The 16,725-nt window shown below is 49.5% G+C and carries 7 protein-coding genes and 5 pseudogenes; 2 read left to right on the top strand and 10 right to left on the bottom strand.

Annotated elements, in window-relative coordinates:
- Positions 1-786 (bottom strand): ABC transporter ATP-binding protein, encoded by a 786-nt coding sequence (locus JCM10914_RS01550; protein ID WP_023956598.1) that lies wholly within the window; start codon positions 784-786, stop codon positions 1-3.
- A gap of 175 nt (positions 787-961) precedes the next feature.
- Between JCM10914_RS01550 and JCM10914_RS01545 the strand changes: the two genes are divergently transcribed.
- Positions 962-1,432, top strand: coding sequence for a L,D-transpeptidase (locus JCM10914_RS01545; protein ID WP_023956597.1), 471 nt, complete (start codon positions 962-964; stop codon positions 1,430-1,432).
- Positions 1,433-1,496: 64 nt separating this feature from the next.
- On the opposite strand, the gene JCM10914_RS01540 is transcribed toward JCM10914_RS01545, so the two are convergent.
- Positions 1,497-1,880 carry a VOC family protein gene (locus tag JCM10914_RS01540; protein WP_023956596.1) on the bottom strand — a complete coding sequence of 128 codons (384 nt, stop codon included), beginning with the start codon at positions 1,878-1,880 and terminating at the stop codon, positions 1,497-1,499.
- Between the two features lie 108 nt (positions 1,881-1,988).
- Here JCM10914_RS01540 and JCM10914_RS29150 point away from each other — a divergent pair, with 108 nt between their 5' ends.
- Positions 1,989-2,141 carry a hypothetical protein gene (locus JCM10914_RS29150; protein ID WP_162834826.1) on the top strand — a complete coding sequence of 51 codons (153 nt, stop codon included), beginning with the start codon at positions 1,989-1,991 and terminating at the stop codon, positions 2,139-2,141.
- 68 nt (positions 2,142-2,209) lie between these two features.
- On the opposite strand, the pseudogene JCM10914_RS01535 reads toward JCM10914_RS29150, so the two are convergent.
- The 8 genes and pseudogenes from JCM10914_RS01535 to JCM10914_RS01500 all read right to left on the bottom strand — a co-directional run bounded on the left by JCM10914_RS01535 (position 2,210) and on the right by JCM10914_RS01500 (position 16,555).
- A pseudogene (locus tag JCM10914_RS01535) lies at positions 2,210-4,935 on the bottom strand (alpha-mannosidase).
- A 21-nt stretch (positions 4,936-4,956) separates the two neighbouring features.
- A pseudogene (locus JCM10914_RS01530) lies at positions 4,957-8,096 on the bottom strand (beta-galactosidase).
- Positions 8,093-9,410 (bottom strand): annotated as a pseudogene (locus JCM10914_RS01525) (glycoside hydrolase family 125 protein). The pseudogenes JCM10914_RS01530 and JCM10914_RS01525 overlap by 4 nt, the downstream one beginning before the upstream one ends.
- A gap of 192 nt (positions 9,411-9,602) precedes the next feature.
- A pseudogene (locus JCM10914_RS01520) lies at positions 9,603-10,498 on the bottom strand (carbohydrate ABC transporter permease).
- A gap of 54 nt (positions 10,499-10,552) precedes the next feature.
- Positions 10,553-11,457: pseudogene (locus tag JCM10914_RS01515) on the bottom strand (ABC transporter permease).
- A gap of 166 nt (positions 11,458-11,623) precedes the next feature.
- The gene (locus JCM10914_RS01510) at positions 11,624-13,096 is read right to left on the bottom strand and encodes an ABC transporter substrate-binding protein (RefSeq protein WP_023956580.1); all 1,473 of its coding nucleotides are present in this window, start codon (positions 13,094-13,096) and stop codon (positions 11,624-11,626) included.
- A gap of 89 nt (positions 13,097-13,185) precedes the next feature.
- Positions 13,186-14,736, bottom strand: coding sequence for a response regulator transcription factor (locus JCM10914_RS01505; protein WP_023956578.1), 1,551 nt, complete (start codon positions 14,734-14,736; stop codon positions 13,186-13,188).
- Positions 14,729-16,555: a sensor histidine kinase gene (locus tag JCM10914_RS01500; RefSeq protein ID WP_023956576.1), complete on the bottom strand. Its 1,827-nt coding sequence runs from the start codon at positions 16,553-16,555 to the stop codon at positions 14,729-14,731. Before JCM10914_RS01500 ends, JCM10914_RS01505 begins: the two co-directional genes overlap by 8 nt.
- Positions 16,556-16,725 lie beyond the last annotated feature (170 nt).

Below are 16,725 nucleotides of genomic sequence, written 5' to 3'. Positions count from 1 at the left end.
TTATGAACCCTCCCGTACGATCGACACGAACCGCTCCGCGATGCGTTCATGCTCATGGAAGCCGGTCAATTGATTAAATACTTCTTCAAGTGAGCCTTCGTGCGACATCTGCTGCAATTCGCGAAAGGTTCCGTCCGCTACTAAGCGGCTATCGGCAATCAGCACAATCCGGCTGCTGATGCGCTCAACCACCTCCATGATGTGGGAGGAGTAGAAGATGGTTTTTCCCTGAGCTGACAATTTGGCCAAAATATCTTTCACTACCATCACGCTGTTGGCATCCAGTCCGCTCAAGGGTTCATCCAGAAACAACAGGTCAGGGTCATGCAGGAGACTGGAGATCAACATCACCTTCTGCCGCATGCCTTTGGAGAACGTTGCTATTCGTGAATGATACACTTTCCCCATATCAAAGCACTCCATAAGCTGGCTAGCTTTATAATCCGCCTGATCGTATGTAAGTCCGTACAATTCACCCATAAACGTCAAATACTCCGCAGCGGTCAACTGATCATACAACTCGGCAACCTCCGGCACGTACCCGATTCTGCGCTTATATTCGACATTGCCATCCGAAATATCTTGACCGAATATCTTCACGGTTCCCGTGTACCCCTCGATCAACCCGAGCATAATCTTCACCGTCGTGCTCTTGCCTGCTCCGTTAGGACCGATATATCCAATCATCTCACCGCGTCTCACTTCAAGATCAATCCCGTTCAGAACATACCGCTGATCATATTTCATGCGTAAATCTTTAATCGACAGCACTTCATCTAATGACATTTTGTAGTGATCCCTCCTAATTCTAGAATCGCCAACCTCTACACCTCACCTTATTATGGAAGTATTGTGAAATCAACCTTTTTCGTCAACTTTCGTGGTGAACTGCATATATATGGGGAGGTACAAAGCGAGGTGATAACACATTATAAGAGCCATCCATCGCGCACTGATATTGATGCTGATTCTGGTTTCCTGTATACCTGGGCTAACCGTCAATGCGGCAGAGCAGAAGCTGGACAGTCAATATGCGGTTTATGCGCAATTTATCGTCATTCATAAGTCCACGAATCAATTAACGTATTACGAGAAAGGGAAAGCCATCAAAACATTTCCGGTTGCCACTGGAGCCAAGCCCTCCTACACACCCGAAGGTCTGTTCAAAATCCATGAAAAAGTGAAAAACCGACCGTATTACAAGGAAGGCATTAAAGGCGGCGATCCTCGCAATCCCCTTGGCGACCGCTGGCTCGGCATTAACGTCAAGATTAACGGTAAGACCAGTTACGCCTATGCGATTCATGGCAACAACAATGAGAACTCCATTGGCAAATACGTATCGGCCGGCTGCATCCGCATGCATAACAAGGACGTTCGCTGGCTGTATGATAAGGTCAAGATGAATACTCCCGTACTGATCCAAAAATAATACTTCACGAAAAGCAAAGAGCCCCCGAAGAGAAATTTTCGTGGAGGCTCTTTTCACTGTTTTTTTATGAACCGTATTCGGCTCCGAATTCGATGATATTCTTGTCAGGATCGAGCACAAAAATCTGGGCAAAGCCCGCAACGCTATCCGGATTGGCGACATAGTGAAGGCCTGCCTGGTCCAGCCATGCCTTAGTCTGACTATAGCTTGTCACCCAGATTGAGAAGTGACCATCAGTCGTATCGATCCCCCGCTCCCGCAGCGTGTCGCTGATCGGATGCTCCAGCAGATGAAGCTGCTGAGCTCCGACGGCATACCAGACTCCTTTGGAATCAAAGGGCGGGCGCGGCAGTTCCTGAAATCGGAGCACATCCGAGTAAAATTGTTTAGCGATCTGCAAATCACGTACAGCCAAACTGACATGATGCAGTCCTTTGCATGGAATCATCTGCATTACCCCCTAGAGAATATATGATATCGAAGTATGTTTGTTCATTGTACAGGAAAACTTATATAACATTAAATACCTACTTCTGCAAAAAGGAGGCCGTTACAGTTGAAGATCAACACAGATGAATACAAGATCGCTGCCCTGAACGATAATGAAGGCACGTTAAAAGCGATCGAAGATGCAGAAACCAAGATCGCTGAGCTAACCGGGAGAGAAGTTACGCTCATTGCCTACGAGAAAGAACAACCTCCATCATAATCTCACTCACGAACAGAAGAAGCCCTCTGCCAGTCCTTGTAAAGGATTGGTAAGAGGGCTTCTGCTTGTTATGATCTTATTCCAAGTGTGAGTATCTCATATGGCTTAACGGATACTGCGAAACCATCATGGTCATCCAATGGCTGCAGCTCGCCGCTTGTTTCCAGGATGTTGCTCTTGTAGATGCCTTGCACAGGCAGCATGGATTTTAACTGAAGATTAGCAGCTTGACCAGTCATATTGAACCAGCGCAGCATCAGATCGCCCGTCTTCGGATTCACCTTCAAGGATGAGAACGCAAGCTCTTCATGGCTCCATCCGAGCGGCGCTGTGGTTGGGGCAACCCGGCCACCGTGAACGCCGGTCTGGGCAGCCGTCCATGGAATCTGGAATTGATAAGCCTCGGCATATGCGCCGGACTTTATGCCGTCACCCTGATGCGGAATGACTTCCATGCGTACCGTATGAACACCGATACACTGGCTTCCGGCGTTGGGAAGTAACCCCAATCCCCGAGCTCGCCTACGGAACGCAGCAGCGTGATCGCAATCGTATTCCGACCGTCGCGCAGCACCTCATACTCATTCAAACCTTGATTAGCTACCGTCAAACCTGCTGCAGCTGTCGTTACGTCCACGAAAGCCTGCTGATGAGCCGTATAACTCGGGTTCTCCCATTCGGCAGCCGGTTCATTGTCTCGCTTCGCCACCTCAAACATGGAATCCACGTAATGGGACGATGTCTGCAGATCCGTTGGGAACAAAGCACGCACCCGATGATCCTTCGCCTGATTATCCAGTGTGGCTTCGATTTCCACGCCTTTACCGCTGCGGTTCAAACTGATCACGGTACGAATACGCATTGGCGCCATCTCGCTCGATCTTTGCGCCTTACGGTGCGGATAATACACGAGCTCACGCTGCTCTTCATCCAGCTTGCCGTCTGCCATAGCCGGAATGGACCAGTGATGGACGATTTCAACGGATGCCCGGTAAGGCGTGTCTTCCAGAACTCTAATTTCAGCGGTCAGACCTTTGGTGGTCAACGGCACTTCGCCGTCCGGCTGTTTGTACATATATTCGTTACCGATATCCCCGGTATTTTCATAAACACCAAGATCGCGATACACTTGTCCGTTCTTTTTATCCGTCAAGGAGAAGGAACCATCCCCTTCGATCTCGACCTTGATCAGCCCATTCTCCAATACGTTCGCCTGGCTGATTAAGGATTCCGCTTGGACAGGCTGCGCTTCGCTCATCACCCAAGCATAGGCTGTCAAGCCCATTGCAGGAATTTCGCTTGCCTCGAAAGTCAATTTCACGCGGCGGCACATATACGGCTGGCGGAAACGGTCGTCCGGCAGATCGTATCCGAACTGAAGTCCCAGGTCCTCAACGGTGCAAGCCACGGCCTGACCTTGCGCATTCACCAGCACGCGGCCGGACAAATCGGCTTCCTTCATCCTGCGGCTGGTTTCCTCCAACGAGTAACCTTCGCGGAAATAGAGCCGTTTCGCGTCCAGCTCAATGCTGACCGTGCCGCTGCGGCTCCAGCCTGTCGTATTGAATACGACCAGCGGCAGCGGATCGGATCCCCACTGCTCGAACGCAGAAGTATCCACCGCATCAGCAATGGCACGAACGCTGTCGTCCACGATATTTTCGGCCACGTGGGCGCTCTTCTCGAAGCGGGTGACCATCTCGCGGTGTACCTCGTCCACACTGCAGCCGCAGATGCTGTCATGCGGATGATTCTGCATCAGCGTCTTCCAGGCATAAGTGAACAGATGATGCGGATACTCCTTGCCAAGTAGGCTTGCATACGACGCCAGCGGTTCAGCCACTTTCTCCAGCAGAGTCTGGCCGCGCTGATTCATCTGCTTCAGATATACGCGCGCCGAAGCGGTATTCACGAGCGTTCCCCAGCCGTCCGTACGCTGGCTGCGCAGCTCTCCTTTTACGGAGGATAAATCCTGCGGCAGCTTCTCTCGCACAGCTTGAAGGTAATCATCGAAATTGGAATGAATGAACTCCGTATCCGGATACAGCTTCTTCGCTGTACGGATGCCTTCCGGGAGATCCGTCTGTATCGGCTGATGGTCGCATCCGTTCATATAGAGCAGTTCGGGCGTGGAAGCATATTTCTCGGCATCCGCCAATTTGCGATCCCAGAACGCCTTCGCCTCTGCCTCATCCACAGGAACCTCATTGCCGTTGCTGTACCAGTTGGCAAACAGGATGCCCAATACCTTGGAGCCGTCCGGACCTTCCCACATCAGCTCAGAGAATGAAGATTCATAACCGCTGTCGGAGACGGTATTGTTGAAGCCGGTTGGCTTCACGCCGCGGCCGAAGAAGGCATTATCGATACCGGACTGCAGCATCAGCTGCGGGATTTGGCCCGTGAGTCCAAACGTATCCGGGAAATAACCGATTTTGGCAACCGTGCCGTACCGCTCGGCATCCTGGTGTCCAATCTGCATGTTTCTAACGTTGGCTTCGCTGCTCGTCAGATATGCATCCTGCAGAATGTACCAAGGACCGATGATGATGCGTCCGTCCGTGATCAGCTGCTCAAGCTGCTCCTTCTTCTCGGGTCTTACCTGTAAATAATCTTCAATCATAATGGTCTGACCATCAAGGAAAAAACTGCGGTATTCCGTGTTCTTCTCCATCGTCTCAAGCAAGCTGTCCATGAGCTCGATCAGCCGCACATGATGCTTTTCATACGGTAAATACCACTCGCGGTCCCAGTGAGTATGAGAAATAATATGTGCTTTTCTGGATTGATCCATCTCTACGTAGTCCCCCTTATGTTAGCCCTTCGATACAGTGATTTCGACCTCATCCGGACGGTACACCGATAACAGGTCTCCGCTTGCATCCACTGCGAACAAGACCGAGCGATCTGCCTCGAGCACGAATGAATAGATGAGACCCGTTGCAGGATCCTTCACCTCAACGTTCGTATCCCACGACTGCTCTGAGCCGAATACGAAGAGTGCCCCTCCTTCAAACGTTACCTTGCGTCCGTATACGCCGGAATGGTCTCCGCCAAGCGTCCAGATCAGCCCCGTGTCGGCAGCAGATAACTCCAATGCGTGCCGATACAAAGCCGATATAGTGTCGATCCGGTCATTCAGCTCAACGGGAAGCGGACTCCAGAGCAAGCGTCCGGCACCGAGCTTTATCTCTACAACGGCGTCGCCAACCTCATCGGTCGAATTTACGTCGTTATTAGTCACAACTTCCTTACTAAGCTCGGCAATCTTTCGGTGTCCGTATGACGCCGACCATGCGGCATCTCCTATGCGCAGACTTTCTTCCCTGCGTACGTTCACCAGCTTCCGCTGGCCCAGGTGCTCCGTCATTCGCACGACCTGGTGCCAGTAAGCATCCAGACTGATAGGGCCAGTCAGAAGCAGCGTGGCTCCCGTTACTTGTACGATATCCATCAACTCGTTAAACGCCCGGTCGTCCACATTATGAGCACTCGGCAGGACGATGAATTTTACCGGATGACTGCGCAGCGAGCTTAGATCATACTCTCCAACAGCACGGAAAGGCACGTTCAACTCGTAAGCCAGGGCGCGTGTCGCTTTCGTTGTTGCTTCAAAAGCAAGCTTCCGGTTCGAGAAATCGTTCGAGTATGGGAAAATCACCGCTGTTTCCTCCAGCTTCCGTCCCTTAAACAAGTCCCGGATGCCTTCCATGAATGCGCCAAAATCATACGACACATCCGCTTCCGGCTTCTCTGTTCCATCGGCTCGGACAGCGCCGATATGCGATTCATTGGCATTATCCATATAGAAGTTCGTGTTCCAGATCCAATGAATGGCTCCTGCACCACCCGTTGAGAAGGCGTATGCATATTTGCGCTCCAGCAGGTTCCGCAGTTCGGCTTCACTCCGTTTTGCCCGGCCATCCGGCGTCTCCACGTACATGATGCCTGTCTCCTGAATGAGGTTGGGCTTATCCGGCGTCTTGGCAAAGATGCATCCCAGATTAGATAGTCGTTAAACCACCACGAGTGAACGGTTGTATAGTCAACGGCTTCCGCATAGAAGAACGGTGATGGACGCTGTGCTCCTAGTCCCTCATCTTGTCCTACCGTAACCATATGGTCAGGGCATACCGTTTTGATGTCGTCATACAATTCCTTGGTCCAGCGGTTGTGCATGTCCATCGAGAACAATACATAATCAAGCCATTGGCCACCCTTCTTCCCTTGGTGCATATCTTGCACGTCGAAATTGATGGCTTCCGGTCCCGGGGGTACCGCAGATTCGAACGCCGGCAACTGAGCGGACGTCATATTCCAGCGTTCCTGCAAATGCTCAATCGAGCCATGACGCTTCTTCAACCAATCGATATACGCTTGTTGCTCGAACGGGTCTTTGGCTGAACGCGGTCCATCTGAGAATATTTGCGGCGGATCGAACATGGAAGGTTCGTTAATCAAATCCCAGTCGACGTTCTTCGTACCTTGGTGTCTTGCAATAATCGAGCGGATAAACCGCTTCTGCGCTTCCACGCTGCGCGGATCGAGGTAAGGATTCTGACCTTCCCAAGTCTCCGGCGTGAAGGAGAAGAATGTAAACGTGACCTGCAGATCATGCTTCTTCGCCGTTAACAGGAAGGCATCAATCGAACGCAAAACCTCTTCCGATGCATGCCCGTCTACCTGCATGATATTGCGGTAAGCCGTCCATATCCCGGTCCGAATCCAGTTGATCCCGGCATTGCGCATTTGGGCCATGTCCCGATCCCATACGTCCGTGTTCGGCAGAAACAGAAACTTACGTGCCACATCGGATGTCATGTACGTCATGCCGACAACAGGCAGCGGGCGGCCGTCTTTGATAAAGTAATCACGGTCGCAGGTGACTGGCGTTCCAGCTTGCAAAAGCTCATGATCGGCTCCCCAGAAGCCTTGTCTCAGCCTGCGGATTTCTCCATCGGGACCTTCGGCTTCGCACACGACGCGATAAGATCCCGGTTTGATATCAAGCTCAACCGGAATACGCTGTACATGAAATTGTCCTGTAACATCGACGGTAACGGAATGATTCCATTCCGAAGCTTCATCCTGGTCATGCTTAACGGAGATACGCAGCGTCCAGCTCTGCGGCTCGTGGACAGTCAGATTCCGGCCTATCCGCTGCGCTTGAAAGGTCAGGATCGCGCGCTCACCCGACTCATAGGCAGCATAATTCGGCTTGATCCACAGCTCGGTAATTCCTTTGGCTGTAAAGTCAGCCCAGCGGCGTACCTCTTCACCTCCAGCTTGTTCCCAGAATTCTGCAGTGAGCGGTTGATTCACGAACAACCAGCGTCCGCCCAAGAAAGGTCCGCCGACATTTTCCCACAGTACGACAGGGGCCGTAACCTCTCTTCCCTTCGCTGTACATCCCTTAAGGAGCGGATAAATTCGCGTATCCATTGGGCCAGCCGAACCCATCTGGTGCGGCAGGTCGCTGCTCTTGGTAACATGCGGAACTAAATTCCATGTATTCTGAACGGTAAAGCGCTCGCAGCTGCTCTGCATAAGCGGAATATCTTGGCTTACCTTCAGATCATCTACACGCCCACTGTCCACAGGCAGCGCTTCATGAATGTGGAGCTGCTGATGATATGCCGTCTGTTCGTGCTCGATCACCCAGACACCGTCCTCCATACGGACGGGGCGTTTGAATGGGGCACCTCCAACACTGACCAAGCCGCCGCCATTTCTCAGAAAGTCCAGGATTGCTCTCCAAGCGGATTTCGGGAAATACGGGGCGTGTAAATTGACAAAGCTTGCGCCTTGTCCCCCTGCTGCCGCTAACGTTGCAGCCAAATTCTCTGCGCTGCACACTGCATCGAACATATCCAGACCCGCAGATGATACCGGCAGTCCAGCAGCTTCTGCTGCCGGAAAGGACGGATCATAGAATACGATCAGGCGTCCGCTCATAGAATCCCTGCTTTCATTGCCTGATACACCAATTGCGAGAAGAGGCTGTTGGACCAGGCAAACCATGATCTGGTGAAGACTTTAGGATCATCGGCATGGAAACCTTCGTGCATGAAGCCGGTACCTGCATCGGTCGCTTCCAGCATAGCGATCATCTCCAGCTTCTCTTCTGCCGTCTGCGCCGTAATTCCTTGCATGGATAGGGCCATATGCCAAATATAGTCCGGCGGTGTATGCGGACTGCCGATTCCCTTGGCCACAGCGCCTCATAATAGAATGGATTTTCCTTGCTTAGTGCAAACCGTCTGGTGTTCTGGTAGATCGGATCATCGGCTGATACATAGCCCAGATAAGGAATGGACATCAGGCCCGGCGTGCCTGCGTCGTCCATCAGACAGTAATTACCGAATCCATCGGTCTCATAAGCATAGATCGGTCCAAATTCCGGGTGACGGTAAATACCGTACAGTTGAATCCCATGATCACATCGGCTGTTAGGCGCTTCAGCTCATCAAGCAGTTTCATGTCCCGGAATACCCATTCTGCGAATTCCTGCATTTGACGCAGGGCTACAACGGCGAACATATTCCCTGGAATATTGTAGTGGAAATCGCAGGCATCATCACTTGAACGGAAGCCGGACCAGATCATGCCGGTATAATTAACTGGCATGCCGAGTCCATTGTTGCGCAAGAAATCAGTAGGTATTCCGTTATCTCGTGTAAAGCGATAAGGCGATTTCTCGACATGATGCTGTTCCGTTTTAAACAGCTCGATGATTTTGATCATGGCCGACTTAAAGTTCGCATCGAACACATCCGTCAAGCCGGTTTCCTTCCAGTACAGATATGCCAGGCGGACAGAGAAGCAGAGCGAATCGATCTCGAACTTCCGCTCCCAGACCCATGGAGACATTTCGGTTTCGTCGGTTGTATTCCAGTGCCAATCGTTCGCTGACTCATTGAAGGCGTTGGCATAAGGATCGATATGAATGTATTGAAAATGGCGTTTGATCAATCCGCTGAGTATCCGTTGTAGCTGCGGATCGTTCTTCGCAAACGGAATGTAATGAATCACCTGTTCAACCGAATCACGCAGCCACATGGCCGGAATATCACCGGTAATGACAAACGTCGTGCCATCTTCCATCAACTTCGTGGTGGTCTCCAGCGTGTTCGGGAAGCAGTTCTTAAACAACTGCAGCAGTTTGGGACGGTGTGCTAATTGTTCTTCGGCCTCTTGCAGTACCGCCTGAATCGATTGCGGCAGCTCTAGCTCCGGCATGGGTATTTTGGGGAGTTTGAATTGTTCCATAGTTAGTCCTGGCTCCTTCAATTAAGTATGTTGTGTAATCAGTGTGATCGTCTTCATCTCATACGGCGTGAACGAAAGCAACGTATGCGCTGATGGTTGAGGACGTCTCCCATATATCTGTGAATCCAGTAGAACACTTCTCTATCGACGCCGCGTTTCCTGCCCGCTCATATCCTCCGGTGCATGAAGAGTCTATTCTTTAACCGCACCGATGGTCAGACCTTGAATGAAATAGCGCTGGAAGAACGGATAGGCCAGAATGATCGGACCTGTTGCCAAGACGACCATCGCCATCCGCGACGTATCCTGTGGCATCGATTGCAGTGCGGCCAAGCTGAGCGATGAGTTCTGGGAATTCTGCAGAATGAACTGCATGCTTGTCTCGATCCGCATCAGCATCGATTGCAAGGGAACGAGGTTCGGATCATCGATGTAGAGCAGCGCATTGAACCAGTCATTCCAGTACCCCAGCGTACTGAACAAACCGATGGTAGCCAGACCAGGCAGCGACAAAGGCAATACGATTTTATAGAAAATCTTTAATTCGCTGGCCCCGTCGATCTTGCCGGATTCGATAATAGCATCCGGCACGCTCGTACTATAGAACGTACGGAGTATCATAATGTAGAAGGCATTGAGAGCCAGCGGCAAGATCAGTGCCCAGATCGAATCTTTCAAGCCTAGTAACTGAGTTGCCACGATATAGGTAGCACCAAGCCACCGTTAAACAGCATTGTGAAAAATGCAAAGAATGCAAAGAAATTGCGGTATCTAAAGCTTTTTCTTGAGATTGCATACGCATATAACGATATGATAAACAGGCTCAGCAGTGTTCCCACAACCGTTACGAAGATCGTAACACCATAGGAGCGTAGCAAGGCGTCACCTGTCTGGAATACATATTTATAAGCTTCCAGGCTCCATTGTTCCGGCCAGATCTGGTAGCCGTTACGCGCCAACGCGCCTTCGTCTGTGAATGAAATGATCATGACGAACAAGAACGGAAACACACATAGGAATGAGAAAATACCGGCAATCAGATTAAAGACGATGTTCCAGCCCGATGACAGCTGGTGGAAATCCTTCATGTTGCTTTTCGATTTGAACACACCTTATACCCCCTTCTTAAGTTGATAGACCGATTAGAACAGCGCGTTATCCCGGTCGTATTTACGAACGATATAGTTGGATACCATAACCAGAATAAATCCGACTACGGACTGATACAGTCCTGCCGCCGTGCTCATTCCGATCTCGCCCGTCGTCTTCAGACCACGATAAACATAAGTATCAATAACGTTCGTTACAGAGTACAAGGTTCCGGAATCTCTCGGCACTTGATAGAAGAGTCCGAAGTCGGCATAGAAGATTTTCCCGATCGCGAGCAGCGTCAGGATCGTCATGAGCGGCTTCAGCATCGGAAGCGTGATCGCCTTGATCTGCTGCCATTTGTTGGCCCCGTCAATCATAGCCGCTTCATACAAGGATTTATCGATCCCCATGATCGCGGCCAGGTAAACCACGCTGTTATATCCAATAGCTTTCCACAGGCTGATTAATGTCAAGAAGATTGGCCAATATTTGGCCTCCGAGTACCACTGGATCGGATCGACCCCGAACCAGCCGAGAATCTGATTCAGCATCCCCTTGTCAAAACTCAGGAAACTGAAGCAAAATAGCCAACGATAACCCACGACAAGAAGTACGGAAGGAACATGCCTGTCTGATATACTTTTGCCAGACGTTTATTTACGATTTCCGATAATACGATAGCCAGTGCTACCGCACAAATCAGACCGAGTATGATAAACACAAAATTATATAAAACAGTATTCCGCGTAATGATGTAGGCATCATTCGTGCTGAACAGGAACTTGAAATTCTGGAACCCTACCCATTCGCTGTTGACAATGCTTGCCCAGAAGCCGTCCCGGCTTACGCGGTATTCCTTGAATGCAATAATCGTCCCGAACATGGGCAAATACGAGAATAACAGGAACCATATCGTCCCCGGCAACACCATGAAGAGCATCGCTTTATTTGTCATGATATTCTTAAAAAACTGTCCAACCGCTCTCACGCTTACCCCTCCTCGTGAAGTAAAATGAATGAACAAAAGAGAGGCGGTAACTTCCGCCGCCCCATCTTCTGCAATCGCCCGTTAACGCTGTCTATCACCATCTCCAAGACTTCATTAATCGGTTGATCTATGATTATTTGCTTGCTTTCCACTCGTCGATTTGGCTCTGAACTTCAGCCATAATCTTGTCCAGACCGGCAGCTTTCAGTTTCTCGTTCGCTTTAGGAAGGAACTCTTCAGGGTTCACGGTACCTGTCATAAGTGGAGCCCAGAACTCTTCCTTCACGTTGTTGATAGAAGCCAGTTCCGTGGATACCTTGGTTGGATTAAAGTTAAAGCCAAGGAGTGGTGCGGCTTCACCTGATTCGTTAAATGCTTCGAACTCTTCCCATTTGTTCTCAGGATCTTCAGGATTCAAGTAAGTCAGCATGACATTACCTAGAGCAAAAGTAGGCATATCGTAGTTCTTCGACTCTGGCAAGTTCTCGACGACGTTCTCACTCAACTTCTTGTAGTGCACATCTTCGATACCGGAGTCAACCAGATTACGAAGATATACGTCTGTATTCAGCAAATTCAAGAATTCCATTGCCTTTTCAGGATATTTCGAGTTGGCCGAAATCGCTTGCATTGAACCCATAACCGACCAGTTAAAGATCATAGGATCACCGGCAGGGGTCGAAACAATCGGATAACCAGTGCTCTGGCTCCAAGCATTATCCGCGAATGGCTGGGTAGTCGCACGATCTGTAAACCAGTTACCGGACGTGTACAGATCTTGTGTTGAATTGGTTGTCGCCGCTTCAGGAGAAATGTATCCCGCCTTATAGTATTTATTCATTATTTTCAGCATTTCCATCGTCTCAGGCATCTCCAGGAAGTTGACCACTTTCAGCTCTTCCTTATCATCCAAATACACGGCCATTGGCATTTTCTCAATGATGTAGTCGAACGGGAGCAATGGACTGAAGTCTCTGCTAATCGCAAGGGGAACAACATTCGGCTCATTCTCTTTAATCGTTTTGAGCAGCGGCTCCAAACTATCCAGCGATTTTACATTTGAGATATCCAGATTGTGTTTATCCAGCAAGGTTTTATTAAAGCGCCATGCTTCTTGAGCAGGCAGCTCTTTATTTGCCGGAATCGCGTAGTTGTGACCGTCGACTTTGGATCCTTCGAGGAACGCAGGATCGATCGCTTCCTTAATATCTTGTCCATGATTTTCAATCAATTCATCCAGCTCCATGAATGCACCTTTACGTGCATTCTGCACATAATCAAACGCCCATGAGCTTGTGAACAGAATATCCATCGGTTCACCGGAAGCAACCATAACCTGCATCTTCTGATTGTAATCACCGAAATCGATCAACTTCATATCAACAGTGGCGCCGATTTTCTCAGCCGTATATTTGTTAATCTCTTCGACAACCATTGCCGTATCCTTCTGCGGCGTTCCAATGGTATACCAGATCAGTTCTACCGGCTTCTCAGCATTTCCCTCGCCTGCGTTATTGTCTTTGCCGCCCCCGCACGCTGATAAGAGCATGGATGCAGACAATAACAAGGTAAGTGGCAAGAGCCATTTTTTCTTCGATTTACTCATGTTGATCCTCCCTTTGGAATAACTTGTATCTCTACATACTCAAGGTTATCTGATGAAAGCATTTTCATATAGTCGAAAAATTAAAGGTATTATGGTGAAAATAAAGAAAAAATGCTCTGATCGGTTTCATCAGAGCATTCCCCGAAAGTCTCTGGGCGATAAGCCACAAACTTTTTGAATTGTTTATAGAAATATCCAGTTTCCCAGTAACCTACATTTTTGGCGATATCCTGAACTTTCATCGATGTCGTTCGCAGTAATTCTTTGGCTTTATCTATACGGTATTTGTTCACATACTCCGTAAAACTCTCGCCCGTCTCCTTATGAAACAAGTGACCGAGATAGACCGGATGAATATGATACTCCGCTCCCAGCACTTTCAGGGATAAATCTTCGTTGTAATGCTGCTGGGTGTGCAGCAGGATTTGTTGGATGACGGGACTCTTCACGTCCTGGTTCAGAGAATCCACCAAGCGGCCCACACCGCCCTTGACCCCCGTAACCAAATCATCGATTGAGTTCGAGTCCATAATGCGTGTTACCGTATGCTTCACGAAATCCGGAGCTGCCGCATATTGAATTTCATTCAGCTCCAGCTTTAACCGTATGATCATCTCTACGGCCAAGCTTTTTAACATGGTTGGCGTCATGCCTGGCGTATGGCGGAGCTGGTCAAAGTCACGATCGATCTGCAGAAACAATACCTGCCTGTCCCGACCTGCAATCCCTCTCGCATACTCCGGCCATTGCAGAACATGTGCCTGAGCTGACTCCCCTTTCTTTTCCTGCACGTCAAGATAATCCACATAGGCAGGCTGCTGGAGAACCAGATAATATTCTTGGGCCTCTTTGGCGTGGCGGTAGCTGGCCGTATAGTCTCCACCAAGGTTCTGTACACTGCCTAAGGAGATACACAGCCCCGCCTGATCGCAGCGCTCGCGAATTTGCTGCAGTTCTCGAATGGCGCGAGTCTTCTCAATATCAGGATCCTGCATCATACATATCAGCACATGATCGCCATCGTTATCACGGAAATAGTACACCCGCTCCTGCTGCTCCATCAGTTGGTGCAGCAGCATCTCCAGCGATTCATCATCCGATCTGAGGATAGAGACCATAAGAAACGGAAGATCAAGATTCAGGTTCAATAGCGAAGCCCGCTCATCCAGTTCCTCCGCCTCGATTCTACCGGTGATCCAGCGGTACAGAATGTTACTCCGCAAAATGTTGATATCGTACGGATCCAAATGCATTTCCCGCTTGGCATTGGTCATCTTGTCGGTTGTGCTTAGAATCGTCTCTTCCAGTTCCTTCAGATTGATCGGCTTCAGCAGGTAATTCTCGATCCCGAGCCGCAAACCTTCCTTCAGATAGGCAAAGTCATCAAAGCCACTGAGGATAATGACTCTCAGGTTCGGATTCAGTTGGCGCGCGCCCTCAATCAGTTCAAGTCCGGTCATGATAGGCATCGAAATATCGGTAATGAGAATATCCACCGGTATCACGGCCATCTTCTCTAATGCCTGCCGCCCGTTCTGCGCATGTCCAACCACCTCGATGTCGTGCTTGGACCAATCAACGACATCATATAATCCCTCGATGATAAACGGTTCGTCATCCACTATAAACACTTTATACATCGCGCTGCTGTCCCCTCTCTGTTATCGGGAAGCGTATCGTCACACATGTTCCGCCCCCGGGTCTGCTCTTGATGTCCATACCGGCTAGCTGCCCGTAAGACAGCTTCAATCGTTCATGCACGCTACGCAGCCCAAAAGATTCCCCACCGTCTTCAACCCGTTCCAGGCGAGCTTGTATATGGGCTAGGCGCTCCGGCGTCATCCCTTTTCCATTATCGTTCACGGCAATGACGACCTCGTCATGACGCTCGACTGCTTCTATGGTCAGCCAGTTGTCATCTTCCTCACTGCGCAGTCCGTGAACGATGTAATTCTCAATGAGCGGCTGCAGGGACATCTTGATCATCGGTACATCGCGCAACGAATCATCGCAGTGCATTTTATATAAGTATTTATCTTTATATCGTATACGGAACAGCTCCAAATAAAGCCGACATGCTTCCAACTCGTCTTTTAGCGTATAGTTTGATTTATGCTGAACAATATTCTTAAACAGCATCGAGAGGCTGTAGATCATATCGCCTACGTCCTGTGCGCCTTGCGAGAGTGCCCTCATACGAATGACTTCGAGCGTATTATATAAAAAATGGGGGTTGATTCGCGCTTGCAACGCCGACAGCTCGGCATTCTTCTGATTAATCTCCGCCTTATAGACCTTGTCGATATATCGCGTCAGCTCATTTAGCATCTCATTAAAACTGCCTGCAATTTGGCCCAGCTGATCTTCCTTCGTGTCCTGCATCCGGGCCACGAACTCCCCTTTTTCCACCTTGCGCATGAAACGGATAATGTTATCCGTACGTCTGGAATAATTCACGATCAATAGGGCGGGAATGGATACCGCAATGATAATACATAACAACGCAACGATAATAATCGTATTCCGAATGCCTTGGAACGAATCTACGATATCGCGCTTCGGCGTGATGCCAACAACCATGTATCCCGCTTGATTATGGGCCGTAGTAGTGACGTAGGACTCCTCTTCCAGCAGCACTGTTTCTTTCGAGCTTAACAACCGTTCTGCGTAGGGGTACTTCTGGTCATAATAACGGCCGGCTGAATCATACATGACGCTGCCGTCGCCCGATAGCAGCATCACGGATCCTTTCATGCTGTCTTCTTCTCCTGCACTAAGCAAGTCAGCAATCGGCTCCGTCTTGAACAATACGAGCAACTGGCCCAGATTTTTATAGGTCGACATGTCATTGATCGGCGTGCGAATCGAGAACAACGGGATGTCTGCATCCCCTGCCAATTTACGCAACCAGAAGTTCGGTAACGTTACGCTCTGACTCCCCATGGCCATCACGTCCGGGATGTAGGAATGGGTAGCGTTTGCTTGATATAATCTCGTCATGCTCCCCTGCTTGTACACATATACGTATTGCTGCTCTGCACTGTACAGCATAATATTCTCGATATCTGCATCATCGTCCAGCTTCTGCTTGAAATATGCCAAGACGCTGTCTGTAGTGGAATGTCCGCTGCCCACGATGCGATTCATCCGCTTCGCCATATATTCATTAATGGAATTCATCAGAAAATACGACGTATCAATGCCCAGCGAGCTATTGCGATATAAATCGTTCACGTAGAATTGTACATTCTCAAATTTCTGATTGACGTACCGCTCTACCCGCTCCACGGTTCCACGTTGAACATCCAGTTCGCTGCGAACGGCCGATTGGAACAAGAAATAATACATCAAATACGATAAGGTTACGATCGTAACGACTGCAATGGCCGAAATCCAAAGCAGCATTTTAGCAAACATATTATTTTTGATATATTTCCGGTACAACGCTGTAGGAGACATTCGTATTCTCCCTTCCCCTCTGAAGTCGAATGCTCTTAGCAGTAAGAGCCGTCCGCTCGTCTGTCTTATTAATATAACATCCGTCTGCGTTTTCGCTTGAATATAATTTCTACCAATCTGTGAAGATGCCGCGGCTGCCTTAGCCTATTTCGGGGGCAACTTGAAGCGGA

It is taken from the genome of Paenibacillus sp. JCM 10914, from assembly GCF_001315105.1.
Classification (GTDB): Bacteria; Bacillota; Bacilli; order Paenibacillales; family Paenibacillaceae; genus Paenibacillus_AQ.
This window is presented reverse-complemented; position numbering and strand designations above follow the sequence as displayed.

Bases quoted from the DNA above. Each gene is read 5' to 3' on its own strand.
- JCM10914_RS01550 (WP_023956598.1), bottom strand. From the start codon at position 786: ATGTCATTAGATGAAGTGCTGTCGATTAAAGATTTACGCATGAAATAT.
- JCM10914_RS01545 (WP_023956597.1), top strand. From the start codon at position 962: ATGCTGATTCTGGTTTCCTGTATACCTGGGCTAACCGTCAATGCGGCA.
- JCM10914_RS01540 (WP_023956596.1), bottom strand. From the start codon at position 1,880: ATGATTCCATGCAAAGGACTGCATCATGTCAGTTTGGCTGTACGTGAT.
- JCM10914_RS01510 (WP_023956580.1), bottom strand. From the start codon at position 13,096: ATGAGTAAATCGAAGAAAAAATGGCTCTTGCCACTTACCTTGTTATTG.
- JCM10914_RS01505 (WP_023956578.1), bottom strand. From the start codon at position 14,736: ATGTATAAAGTGTTTATAGTGGATGACGAACCGTTTATCATCGAGGGA.
- JCM10914_RS01500 (WP_023956576.1), bottom strand. From the start codon at position 16,555: ATGTCTCCTACAGCGTTGTACCGGAAATATATCAAAAATAATATGTTT.